General features: G+C 32.5%; 11 protein-coding genes. 8 read left to right on the top strand and 3 right to left on the bottom strand.

From position 1 onward, the window contains the following. The first annotated feature begins 119 nt into the window (after nucleotides 1-119). Complete coding sequence (locus FGM02_RS05215) at nucleotides 120-2759, top strand: TonB-dependent receptor domain-containing protein (RefSeq protein WP_139957255.1); 2640 nt, start codon at nucleotides 120-122, stop codon at nucleotides 2757-2759. Between the two features lie 314 nt (nucleotides 2760-3073). After that, a complete protein-coding gene (locus tag FGM02_RS05210) occupies nucleotides 3074-4417 on the top strand; it encodes a glycoside hydrolase family protein (protein WP_139957254.1) in 1344 nt (447 codons plus the stop codon). 200 nt (nucleotides 4418-4617) lie between these two features. Here FGM02_RS05210 and FGM02_RS05205 read toward each other — a convergent pair whose 3' ends face one another. Further along, the gene (locus FGM02_RS05205) at nucleotides 4618-5538 is read right to left on the bottom strand and encodes an SPFH domain-containing protein (RefSeq protein ID WP_208021472.1); all 921 of its coding nucleotides are present in this window, start codon (nucleotides 5536-5538) and stop codon (nucleotides 4618-4620) included. 116 nt (nucleotides 5539-5654) lie between these two features. Between FGM02_RS05205 and FGM02_RS05200 the strand changes: the two genes are divergently transcribed. Further along, nucleotides 5655-6059 carry a 6-phosphogluconate dehydrogenase gene (locus tag FGM02_RS05200; protein ID WP_139957253.1) on the top strand — a complete coding sequence of 135 codons (405 nt, stop codon included), beginning with the start codon at nucleotides 5655-5657 and terminating at the stop codon, nucleotides 6057-6059. 32 nt (nucleotides 6060-6091) lie between these two features. On the opposite strand, the gene gltX is transcribed toward FGM02_RS05200, so the two are convergent. Further along, entirely contained in the window at nucleotides 6092-7618 is a 1527-nt protein-coding gene (gene gltX, locus FGM02_RS05195) for a glutamate--tRNA ligase (protein ID WP_139957252.1), read from the bottom strand. 198 nt (nucleotides 7619-7816) lie between these two features. Between gltX and ybeY the strand changes: the two genes are divergently transcribed. From ybeY to FGM02_RS05170, 5 genes are all read left to right on the top strand, one after another. Then, entirely contained in the window at nucleotides 7817-8227 is a 411-nt protein-coding gene (gene ybeY / locus FGM02_RS05190; protein WP_139957251.1) for an rRNA maturation RNase YbeY, read from the top strand. 50 nt (nucleotides 8228-8277) lie between these two features. Beyond that, on the top strand, nucleotides 8278-10155 hold the full coding sequence (mnmG, locus tag FGM02_RS05185; RefSeq protein WP_139957250.1) for a tRNA uridine-5-carboxymethylaminomethyl(34) synthesis enzyme MnmG: 1878 nt from the start codon (nucleotides 8278-8280) through the stop codon (nucleotides 10153-10155). A gap of 94 nt (nucleotides 10156-10249) precedes the next feature. Next, complete coding sequence (locus FGM02_RS05180) at nucleotides 10250-10891, top strand: HAD family hydrolase (RefSeq protein ID WP_139957249.1); 642 nt, start codon at nucleotides 10250-10252, stop codon at nucleotides 10889-10891. A gap of 141 nt (nucleotides 10892-11032) precedes the next feature. Next, nucleotides 11033-11950, top strand: coding sequence for a class I SAM-dependent methyltransferase (locus FGM02_RS05175; RefSeq protein WP_139957248.1), 918 nt, complete (start codon nucleotides 11033-11035; stop codon nucleotides 11948-11950). Nucleotides 11951-12033: 83 nt separating this feature from the next. Then, complete coding sequence (locus FGM02_RS05170; protein ID WP_139957247.1) at nucleotides 12034-12417, top strand: hypothetical protein; 384 nt, start codon at nucleotides 12034-12036, stop codon at nucleotides 12415-12417. A 269-nt stretch (nucleotides 12418-12686) separates the two neighbouring features. Here FGM02_RS05170 and FGM02_RS05165 read toward each other — a convergent pair whose 3' ends face one another. After that, nucleotides 12687-13082, bottom strand: coding sequence for a DoxX family protein (locus FGM02_RS05165; protein ID WP_139957246.1), 396 nt, complete (start codon nucleotides 13080-13082; stop codon nucleotides 12687-12689). Nucleotides 13083-13091: the final 9 nt, after the last annotated feature.

The raw sequence follows: 13091 nt of genomic DNA, 5'->3' as shown, positions 1-13091 counted from the left end.
ATTTCAAATAAACCATTTGCCCTTTTGTTTTATTTAATAGTTTTGCACCGTTAAATTTACCAAGCTTAATTTTAAAATCCTTGACCAGGAACAAGATTAAAAACTAAAAACTAAAAAAAATGATTAAAAAACTTTTACTGATTGCAGTAATTTTAACAAGCAGTTTTGTATCCGCTCAAATTACAGGTTCAATCAAAGATGAATCAAGTCAGGATGCTTTAGAGTATGCGAGTGTAATTTTATACAAACAAGCCGATGGTAGTTTGGTAACGGGTGTGGTAACCGGTTTGGATGGTGAATTTTCTATAGAAAAAGTAAAGTCAGGTACGTATTATTTGGAAGCTTCTTTTATCGGTTTTGAAACAAAAACAATAAGAAATATTAGCATTACTAAAAAAGGTGAATACAAAAATCTTGGTGCAATCAACCTTAAAATCTCAAGTTCTCAGTTAAATGAGGTTGTGGTAAGAGGTGATAAAGCTACGGTGGCACATAAAATTGACCGTCAGGTTTTCGAATCTGATAAATTTCAAAACAGCCAAGGTGGTAGTGCCGTTGATGTTGTTAAAAATTTACCATCTGTTACCGTAAATGGTGAAGGTGCCATTAGTGTAAGAGGAAGTAATAGTTTTGCGGTATTAATTAATGGAAAACCAACCCAAGGTGATGCGGCTTCTTTACTAGCACAATTGCCTGCTAATGCTTTGGAAAAAGTTGAATTAATTACGGCGCCTTCTGCAAAATATGACCCAGAAGGAACAGCAGGTATTTTAAATATCATCACTAAAAAAGGAGCTACAAACGGAGATTATGCACAGGTAAATATCCGTGGCGGATTTCCTCCTGTACAAGACTACAATACCAAAGAATATCCGCAACGTTATGGTGTAGATGTTACTTACAATACTAGAAACGATTTATGGAATGTTTCTATAGGCGCTAGTTACCAACGCAATGATAAAGCGGGTAGAAGAGAAGGTGAAGTATTTATTCAAAATGATAACGGAACCCATGCTAATTTCTCTGATGATACAAGAAGGTATTTACTTTCAGACGGAGAACGTAGTTTTGATGATGTAAGTTACAATGCACGTTTTACAGCTGATTTTACACCAAATGCTAAAAATGAATTTTCTTTTGGTGTGTATGGTGGTAAAAGAAAAAAAGATCGTTTGGCTGATATTCTTTACAATAATTTTTCTGTGAATGATGTTAATAGTTTTAATTCAGCTCCAGGTAATACGACTTATAATTCTGCTGATAAAGAAAATGGATTTCAATATTACAACCATAATTTAAGAACTCGTAAAGGTGATTTTGCTTTGGCTAGTTTCGATTATGCACATACATTCGACAATGCATCTAAATTGTCTACTTCATTTTTATATGAATACACTTTTTTAGGAGGTCCTACAGAAAATGACAATGTAGATGGTAGTGATTTATCGGATGCTTATAAAACAGATAATGGAACAATTGTATATCAACAAGAATACAATACCAATGACAACCCGTTAAACGGAATGCGTTTCAATTTAGATTATAAATGGGCACCAAGCAATATAGGTACTTTTGAAACAGGTTACCAATTCAGACATTTAGATCATGAAGGTGAATTTGATTATACTAGAAACTCTACAGGTGTTTTAAAACCAATCCAAGATTTTACTACTGTACCAGAATTTTCAAGTACTATCAATCTAAAAAGAATCATTCATTCTGCTTATGTACAATTGTCTAAAAATCAAAAAAAATGGGATTATGCGGCGGGTGTACGTTTAGAATCTATGGATAGAGAGTATGAAGAGCAATTAGGTACTGCAACAAATTCTACTACTTACGATTATGGTTATGACGCCAAATTATTTCCTTCAGCATCTTTGCAATACAAAGCGAATGAAAGTACGAATATTAAAGCGGCGTATAGCAAAAGGGTAGTGCGTACTACGACTTTTAAAATGAATAGTTTTGCGGAACGTGAGCATTCAGAGGTATACGAGCAAGGAGACAATCAATTAAAACCTGAATTTATTGATTTGGTTGAATTGGGTGTCAATAAAAAATACAACAATGGAAATTCTGTGTTTGCAACGGCTTATTTTAGACATACAAAAAATGTCATCAATAGAGTAAATGCAAGAGTTTATGAAGATGATAAGGAAAACCCTGGTAACTATATTGTAAACGACAGTATTTTAAACCGTGTGTATTCTAATGTTGGAAAAAGCAATGCCATTGGTTTAGAAGTTGGAGCTACGATTAAAGGCTCTAAAAACTGGAGTAATTTTATTGGTGCCAATGTATACAACTATGCTATTGATGGTGCATTAAATTTCAACCATAGAGATGGAGTATCAAGAACCTATTTGATAGATAGTAAATCAACAATTTATTCTTTTAACTTAAACTCTACGTATAAATTTTGGAAAAATGCTTCTATGCAATTTGCCTTCAACTATATTTCTGATAGAAATACAGCAATGGGTGAAGATTCACGTTTCTATTCTCCAAACTTAACTTTTAAGAAATTATTTTGGGATGATAATTTGGCCGCTACCTTGCAATGGCAAAATATCGATATGGGACTGTTGAATACAAATGAACAACGTATTACCACTTCAAGACCTAATGAGTTTTATACAACAACTAATTATGTGTATGAAGTGGATATGATTTCATTAAACTTAACCTATACTTTTAACAAACTAAGAAACAAATCTAAGTTTATTGATAGTGAATTTGGTAAGAACGAATTCTAAGAATTCAAATCTCCGTATTGAAAATTCAAACCTCGTAGTGCTATAAAGGCTGCGAGGTTTTTTATTTATAAGAATTAGAAGTTTGTCAGGTTGAGGGAAGTCGAGACCGAATAAGCAAAATAAACTTTGTGAAACTAAAAACCTATCAAGTCTAAATGACCTGATAGGTTTTTAGTTTTATAGTACATTGAATAATGTAACCTGTTTAGTTTTTATTGTGTTTATAAAATCATACTCGTTACAAGATATGTACTGACAAACCTTTTTGTAAATGGGTTCAAACTTATTTTTGTTTGAAATAAAAATCAGTAACCATGAAAAATTTATTCTTTAGTTATTTTGTGTGCATTTGTTTTGCTTGTACTTCACAAGAAAAAGTAGTTGGTAAAAATGAAGTTGTAGCTACTTCTGTAAAAACAATTGTTCCCGAAGGAGATGTTTCTGATATGGCCTTGTACAAACCCACACCGTATTTTCAAGATGGGGCAGGTTACATAGCTAAGGATTTTAAGAATTTACCTAAAAGTAGAAATATTACTTTCTCTAAAAGTTTAGAAGAAAAGGACAGTCATAATTTAGAAAAAATCATCAATGAATTAAGTCGAGCAGGAGGAGGGAATATTTTTATTCCTTCAGGAAATTATCTTTTTAAAAATATAGCCCTGAAATCTAATATCCATATCACGTTCGATAAATATGTTGTGATTCATATGGACAATTCTTTAAATGGAAAAGGATTTTTATTCAATATAGGCGCAACAGAAAAGCAACCAATTGTAGAGAATGTAAAATTAGTGGGTTTAGGAAGTCCTTCCGAAAGGCCAAAATTGTATTTAGAAAAAAATGGAAAAGCATTTAGAAGAGCCATTGCTTTAGGACATACAAAAAATGTATTGGTGCAAAATTTTTCCATTTATGATGAATTTACAAAAGGTACAGCCATAGCATTTAACCCCGTTCGAATAGATGAGGAAACAGCACATATTCCAGAAAATGTAACAATTGCAAATATTAGCATGAAAGGAGCTTCTATTGGTTATGGTTTGGCACAGACAAATACAGGAAGAAATATTTTATTAAAAAATTTAATTTGTGAAGGTGGTATGACTTGCCGTATTGAAGCACATACCGGTCGACATTTAGATTTGGGAGTTTATAATATTAGCATCAAAAATGTGGTGAGTAAAAATGGTAAGGCTGCCGTATTGTTGCAACCTCATTCTGTGGTCAATGGAAGAGTGTTGGTTGATGTTGCAAAATCGGAAGGAAGTTCTTGGACTCTATTTTTAAAAGAAGGTTTTGTTGCCAAAGATTCAAAACGAAGAGCGATAGGTACTTTTGATGCCAGTTCTACTTTTAAAAATATTAGTTTGATCTCAAAAGATGCGACTGCCTCGCTTTCTTTTAAAAATTTCAAATACGTACCAGCCGCTTTGCAATATTTGTACTATCCTCCAACTTTTGTTCGCAATAGCAAAGATGTAAACCATGTGTTGACTAGTGATGGCTTATATTCGAATGAAAGTCCAATTACAGGACCTTCAGTTGCTGTTATTTTTTCAGATATAAGTTATCCTCTAAATATTCCAAAAACGTCTGAAATCGTCTTAAAAGGGGTGGTTTTAAATCGATTAAAGTTATTAAATATTAAAAAGTAATAGTTTATTTCAATAACTTGCTTTTTGGGTGAAAATTAGAAAAACAGTTGTAAAAAATGAATTTGAGAAACTTTTAGAGTTTTGTTTTTTTTTCTAAGAATTAATTTTGAGAAATCTGGTCTAAGATATTTGTTAAGAATTTTTAAAGCATAAAAAAACCTTCAAGTGTATTTTGAAGGTTTTTCGTTTTGGGTAGAAAATTAATTTTTGTCTTTTGTTTTATTTGAACTTTCATTTATTTTATTGGCAGCGACCAAACTCGTCACCATATCATTTAACATAGAACTGGCTGCATTTGGGTTGTTGGGTAATAAAATTAAATTACTGTTTGTATCCGATCCAATAGATTGCAAGGTGTCGTAATGTTGTGTAATCACAATTAGGGCAGAGGCTTCTTGCGAATTGATTCCAGCCTTGTTTAAAACATCTACTGATTCTTCCAAACCACGAGCAATTTCTCTTCGCTGATCGGCAATACCCATTCCTTGTAAACGTTTGCTTTCAGCTTCTGCTTTGGCACGTTCCACGATTAATATTCGTTGTGCATCTCCTTCAAATTGAGCAGCTAATTTCTCACGTTCTGCGGCGTTAATTCTGTTCATTGCTTCCTTTACCTGTGCATCAGGGTCAATGTCTGTAACAAGCGCTTTTACAATGTCATAACCATAATCTAGCATGGCTTGTTTTAGTTCTCTTTGTATTGCTAAGGCAATATCGTCTTTTTTCTCAAATACATCGTCCAATTTCATTTTTGGTACTTCTGCTCGTACGGTATCAAATATATAAGCGGTTATCTGATCATGTGGATTTTGTAATTTGTAAAAGGCATCGTATACTTTTTCTCTAAGTATTTGAAATTGAACAGATATTTTTAATTGGACAAATACATCATCTTTTGTTTTGGTTTCTACAATCACATCTAATTGTTGAATTTTTAGACTGACTCTTCCTGAGATTTTATCAATTACAGGAATTTTAAATTGCAATCCCGATTGACGAATGCTTAAAAATTTTCCGAAACGTTCTACAATGGCTGTAGTTTGTTGTTTTACAGTGAATAAACCAAGAAAGACAAGAATTACTATGGGAACTAAATAAATAAGATTGGAGACTACTAACATAGATTACTTTTTTAAATGAGTTTGTAAGTTACGCTGTTTCTACTTATTGTCAAAAGATATTTTGTACAGCTGATATTAATTCTTTCTAAGTATCTTTGTGCGCAAACAATCAGATCATGAAAAAATTCTTAATCATTCTTATCAGCGCTATTATTGTAGGTGTGGCTTTATATATTACTGCCGTATATTATGTAACTTTTAGTGAAGGTTTTCGTTCTGGTGAATTGGTGAAAGTCACCAAAAAAGGAATTTTATTTAAAACTTGGGAAGGGGAAATAAGTCAGGGAGTTTCCGAATCGCAACATTTTAGTTTTTCAATTGAAAAAGATCAAGAAAGAATTATTGACTTGATGAAAGAGTACCAAGGCAAATTTGTTCGCTTAACCTATAAAGAAAGATTTGCAACATTTCCTTGGTTGGGTGACAGTCTGTATTTTGTGATCGACATAGAAAGAATACAAGACGATAAAGAAGAAAGCATTGAAAAAATAGAAAAAGAGAAAAACGCCTTTATTTTGTAAAGGCGTTTTTTTATGTGTATAAATAAAATTGATTATCCCAAAGTATGGATGGCAAATTGAATTCTTTCCAAAGTAGCCTCTTTTCCAATCATGGCTGCAATGTCAAATAGGTGAGGACCTTTTAAAGCACCAACCAAACTTAAACGTAAAGGTTGCATTACTTTTCCAAAACCAATTTCTTTCGCTGTGATCCATTCTTTTAAAATAGTTTCAACGTTTGCTGAAGAAAAATCTTCTATCGGTTTTAAAACTTCAATGACTTCATTCATTAAAGAACCTGTATCCGCTTTCCATTGTTTTTTAGAAGCCTTTTCATCAAATTCTGTAGGCTTGGTAAAAAAGAAATCACTTAAATCCCAAAGATCTTTTACAAAAACAGCACGTTCTTTTACAAGTCCAACTACAGTTTCTATATAAGCAGCATTTGCTTGAATTCCTTTTTCGGTTAATATTGCTGTAAACAATTCAGCGACTTCTGAATTATTTTTTGCCTGTAAATATTGTTGGTTGAACCAATTTGTTTTTTCTGGGCTAAATTTTGCTCCGGATTTACTAACACGTTCTAAAGAGAAATTTTGTGACAATTCTTCCAAAGAAAATATTTCTTGTTCTGTTCCAGGATTCCATCCTAACAAAGCTAGCATGTTTATAAAGGCATCTGGTAAATAACCATCTTCTTTATATCCTCTTGAAATTTCGCCAGATATTTCATTGGTATATTCCAAAGGAAAAACAGGAAAGCCTAATTTATCACCGTCACGTTTGCTTAATTTTCCTTTTCCTACAGGTTTTAATATCAAAGGTAAATGTGCAAATTGTGGTGCTGTCCATTCCAACGCATTGTATAATGAAATATGTAATGGGAGAGAAGGTAACCATTCTTCACCACGAATTACATGTGAAATTTCCATCAAATGATCATCTACAATGTTTGCCAAATGGTAGGTAGGCATACCATCACTTTTGTATAAAACTTTGTCATCTAAAAGGAATAATTTAAAAGAAACGTCTTTACGAATTAAGTCTGTCGTTGTTAAAATATCGTTTTCAAAACTAGTATCGTACATTTTAAAACGCACAACATATTTTTCACCAGCTTCAATTTTAGCAGCAACTTCTTCCTTTGATAAAGTCAAAGAGTTGTTTAATTTTTGTCTTGTGCTATGGTTGTAAATAAAAGGTTCTTTTTTTGCTTCGGCTTTTGTACGTTCAGCATCTAACTCTTCAGCGGTGTCAAATGCATAATAAGCATTTCCAGAAGCGATCAACTGATCGGCATATTGTTTGTATAATTCCCTTCGTTCTGATTGACGGTAAGGTCCAAACTTTTCATTTTTATTTGGTCCTTCATCAAAAGGAATGTTACACCAATCTAAGGCGTCAATTATATATTGTTCTGCATTGGCAACATACCTAGTCTGATCGGTATCTTCAATTCTTAGTATAAATTCGCCACCATGTTTTTTGGCAAATAAATAATTATACAAAGCGGTTCTAACGCCTCCTATATGTAGGGGACCGGTTGGACTTGGTGCAAATCGTACTCTAACGTTGTTCATGGTTCAAAAAATTAAAGTGCAAAGATACTTATTCTGTTGAATCGCGAAGTGTTTAAATGATGAAATGTGTTTGTTAAAACTCCTCACTTTCCGAATTGTAAAAGAGATCATTTTTATTATATTTTATAAGAGGCTGCATATTTATAGCTCAAAACCAAGAACTCAAAACTAAATGGTATCTTTGCAAAAATTTTTACAATGATTGCATTTAATTACGAAACAGAATTTGAATTGGCTAACCATGAAAAGTTAGAAAGCTGGATTACAGCTTGTGTTGAAAAACAGGAATTTCGTTTGGGTGAATTGAATTATATTTTTTGTGATGATGCTTATCTTTTAAAGTTGAATGTCGAGTTTTTAGAGCACGATACTTTAACGGATATTATTAGTTTTGATTACACCATGGGAAAACTTATTAGCGGAGATATTTTTATTTCTGTTGAAAGAGTGAAAGAAAATGCAGCTGAATTGAATATCTCTTTTGAAGAAGAATTAAAAAGAGTGATGATTCATGGAGTGTTGCATTATATGGGGTTGAAAGATAAAACGGATGAGGAAAAATTGAAGATGCGTTCTATGGAGGATGCATGTTTAAGTGATTTTATTTAATTGAATATCAATATTATAAAAACTTTGTTCCACGTGGAACTGTATAAATTATGAGTCTTTTTACTGATACATACGATGTTATAGTTGTTGGAGGTGGTCATGCAGGTTCGGAAGCTGCTGCTGCAAGTGCTAATATGGGTGCTAAAACTCTATTGATAACAATGAGTTTGCAGAACATTGCGCAAATGAGTTGCAATCCTGCTATGGGAGGAATTGCCAAAGGACAAATTGTTCGTGAAATAGATGCGCTTGGTGGATATAGCGGAATTGTGACGGATGAAACAGCGATTCAATTTAAAATGTTGAACAAATCTAAAGGTCCTGCAATGTGGTCTCCAAGAGCGCAAAGTGACCGTATGCGTTTTGCTGAGAAATGGAGAATGATGTTAGAGCAAACGGATAATTTAGATTTTTATCAAGACATGGTTCGTGGTTTGATTATCGAAGATAATGTGATCAAAGGAATACGTACAACTTTAGGTTTTGATATAAAAGCGAAGTCGGTAATTATTACGGCAGGTACTTTTTTAAATGGATTGATTCATATAGGTGAAAAAACATTTGGAGGAGGAAGAGCCGGTGAAAGTGCTTCTACGGGTATTACTGAAGATTTGGTAAAGGTAGGTTTTGAAGCGGGAAGAATGAAGACAGGAACACCACCTAGAGTGGATGCACGTTCTTTAGATTTTTCTAAAATGGTAGAGCAACCAGGAGATGAAAAGCCAGAGAAATTTTCTTATTTGTCATCTACGAAACCTTTGGAAAAACAACGTTCTTGTTATATGGCATATACTTCTCAAGAAGTGCATGATTTGTTAAGAACAGGATTTGATCGTTCACCAATGTTTAATGGTCGTATTCAAAGTACGGGTCCAAGATATTGTCCTTCTATTGAAGATAAAATAGATCGTTTTGCTACAAAAGACAAGCACCAATTGTTTATTGAGCCTGAAGGTTGGGATACAACCGAGATTTATGTTAATGGATTTTCTACATCTTTGCCAGAAGATGTTCAAGATAAAGCTTTGCGTAAAGTGGCAGGTTTTGAAAATGTAAAGTTTCTTCGTTTCGGTTATGCAATCGAATATGACTTTTTTCAACCGACGCAATTAAAACATAATTTGGAAACGAAGTTGGTTTCTAATTTGTTTTTTGCGGGTCAAATTAACGGAACAACGGGTTATGAAGAAGCAGGTGCTCAAGGATTAATGGCTGGTATAAATGCGGCTTTAAAAGTGCAAGGAAAAGCGCCTTTTATATTGAAACGTCATGAGGCTTATATTGGTGTTTTAATTGATGATTTGATTACAAAAGGTACAGAGGAGCCTTATCGTATGTTTACTTCTAGGGCAGAATATAGAACTTTGTTACGTCAAGATAATGCAGATTTGCGTTTGACACCTATGGCTTATGAATTGGGAATCGCTTCAAAAGAGCGTTTGGATCGTGTGATTGAAAAGCAAGAAAAGACAGATTTGTTTGTGGCATTTTTAAGAAATACGAGTATCAAACATACGGATGTAAATCCTATTTTAGAGGCTAAAAATTCTGCTGTTGTAGATCAGTCTATGAAGATGTTTAAGTTGGCTGCTCGTCCGCAATTGGACTTTGAAGATGTAAAGAAATTTCCAGGTGTTTTAGAATTTATTGAAGCAAATGGAATAGATGATGAGATTGTTGAACAAACAGAAGTTCATGTAAAATATGCTGGGTATATTGATAAGGAAAAGAAGAATGCAGATAAGTTAACACGCTTAGAAAACGTTTCTATTCCAGAATCTTTTGATTACCATAAAGTGAAATCTTTGTCTATTGAAGCTCGTCAAAAATTAACAAAAATTAAACCTGTTACCATTTCTCAGGCAAGCAGAATTAGTGGTGTTTCACCAAGTGATATTTCTGTTTTGTTGGTGTATATGGGAAGATAATTTTATAGCGTTCCACGTGGAACGTGAAAGATGATAAATGAATTATAGTAGCCTATTCTGGTTTTAGGATAGGCTATTTTTAGTGAAAAATGGTATGAGGTATAAATGTATTATATTCGATTGTGATGGAATCTTGGTAGACACGGAAGCTATTTCTGTAAAGGTTTTAATGGAGTTAGCAAAGCCATTGGGTTTGGAATTGGACTATGAAAATGCCGTACAAGTTTTTACGGGTTTGTCTTTAATTAAGTGTTTTGAATTTATTGAAGAACGCGTAGTTGTTCCCTTGCCAAAAGATATAGAACCGGAATTTAGAAAAAGAACTTTTGAACTTTTTAATAAAGAATTAAAAGCGATTGATGGAATTCATGATGTAGTTTCATCTTTAAAAATTCCGTTTTGTGTGGCGTCTAGTGGACCTCAAAATAAAATTGCAATGAACCTTAAGCTAACCAATTTGTATACTTATTTTGAAGGAAATATTTTTAGTTGTTTTGATTTGGGAAAATGGAAACCAGATCCAGCTGTGTTTTTACATGCTGCAAAAACCATGGGGTTTAAACCTGAAGAATGTGTGGTAATTGAAGATAGTGTGCATGGAGTTGAAGCAGCAATTTCTGGCGGATTTGAAGTGTTTGGATTTGCTAATAGTAGGAGTGAAGAATCTTTAAAAAACGCGGGTGCAAAAGTGTTTTATCAAATGAAAGATTTGCTAGCTTTGCTTGAAGCAGAATAATTTGAATTAAAACAAATTCGGCCGCTTGTGATAAGCTTGTCGAAGGATCAAAGTTAACGAAATACAAGATCTGTATCCTGAGTCTGTAGAAGGGTAGGAATATAAAATATAAGCTGAGGCTTCCAAAAAAAATAAAAATTAATGACAACTAAAACTGTAAATACACCTCCTAAAGAAAGTACTTTTGAAACCTATGTTTCTTGTCAAGATCATTTGGTTTCAGGTGAAAAATTTAATTTGTTATTGGATGATAATTTAGATTTGTTAATGACTTCTCCAAAACCGAAGGAAGAAGATTTAGGAAAATACTACGAAAGTGAAGCGTATATTTCTCATACAGATGCTAAAAAATCTTTGGTGGATGTTGCCTATCAATTGGTGAAAAATTACACATTAAAAAAGAAATTAAAACTGATCAATTCTTTCAATACGGAAAGGGTGAAAGTTTTGGACTTAGGTTGTGGGACAGGTGATTTTTTAAAAATATGTTCTGATAATAAATGGGAGGTAAGTGGAGTAGAACCCAATGAGAAAGCAAGAGCATTGGCTTTGTCTAAATGTACCAATTCAACGGCTTCATTTTTTGAAACAATTGAGGATTTAAAAAAAGAAGAAAACGTGTTTCTTTCATTTGATATTATTACCATGTGGCATGTTTTAGAACATGTGCCTAACTTAGATGAAACAATTTTTAATTTAAAGAAATTGTTAAAACCTGAAGGAGTTTTAATTATTGCTGTTCCAAATTTTAAAAGTTTTGACGCTGATTATTACAAACAATTTTGGGCGGCTTATGATGTACCCAGACATCTTTGGCATTTTTCTCAAACCGCTATAAGAAGGTTGTTCTTTTTTCAAAGTATGGAAGTTGTAAAAACACTTCCTATGAAATTTGATTCCTTTTATGTTTCCTTATTAAGTGAAAAACATAAAAACAAAAAGAATAATTTTTTGAAAGCTTTTTGGATTGGCTTGCGTTCAAATTTAAAAGCGAAAAAAACAAAAGAATATTCTTCTTTGATTTATATTATTAAAAACACGAAAAACTGGCTGCAGTAGTCTATTTTTTTTTAAAATAAATATTCCTTTTGTGGTGAAGTAGGGCAGAGGTGAAAATAAATGACAAGGGTAAAAAATAAGAAATGGAAGTAGATTATATTGAAAATGTAAATGGCTTAGATGAGAATATTGTTCGACTTTATAACTTTAACAAAGCGGAAGCAATTCTGTTTAGAGATTTGTTAGTAGAAACAGTGCTTCTTAAAAAGGAAAAACTTGACCTGTCACAAGTAGATTTTATTACGCCTCGTAATTGCAATTTAATTTTTGGTTTGTTTAAATCTGATGAAGGAATTTTAACAAAAGACAAGCAAACTTTTTTTTGTATTCTAACTTTAGAAGGTTTTACAAACATGGTTCAACTTATAGAACCATTTTGCAAAAAAGAATCAAAAGGCTTTCAATATTTATATGATGTTGATACACCTACAGATTTGTTATTTAGTCCAACAGCTAGTTCTGTGTAAAAAAAAAATTTTTCAATACTTTTAGGTTGGTTTGTGTTCTAATAGTTAAGATAAAATCAGAAAAGAGTATTTTACTTCAAACTATACTTGTAAAAACACGAAAAACTTATTTTAAACAGGGTTAGTTTTTTTAATTTTAAAAAAAGGTGCAATGTGTTTCGGGTTTTGTAAAAACGTCTTAAAACGCTTTAAAACAGGTTGTTTTTTATAAGGTAATCTTATTGTCTTCTGTAGTTTGTATCAATATTTCTTATAGTTGTTTTTTTAGGCTAACTCAATAGGAAAACGCCAAATACAGAAATTAAAAAATATACCCCCAAGGAAGTTGCTCCAGGATAATCTTTGGCAATTCTTTGTCCGATTAACATACTTAAAATTGTTAGCGAAGAAAACACACAACCATAAAGTGCATTTTCATTATCGCCTGAAAGCAATAAATGAAAAAAGCCATTTATTAAAAAATAAGAACTTACCACTTCAAAAAATACCAATAAAATTAATAGCGGTTTTATAACCGGACTGATAAATGTGTTTTTAAAAGTTTCTTTGATATAAGTAACGGTGCCTTTCCAATCTGCAAATTTTTCTATAACAGAAATGGCAAACGTAATTATTAAAAATAGTAGGATCAATAATTCTGGGAGATGCGATGTAATCAAGGTCATGTTGTTTAG

This window comes from Flavicella sediminum (genome assembly GCF_006381105.1).
Lineage (GTDB): Bacteria > Bacteroidota > Bacteroidia > Flavobacteriales > Flavobacteriaceae > Flavicella > Flavicella sediminum.
The sequence above is the reverse complement of the archived record's forward strand: the minus strand, read 5'-3'. Positions and strand labels throughout refer to the sequence as shown.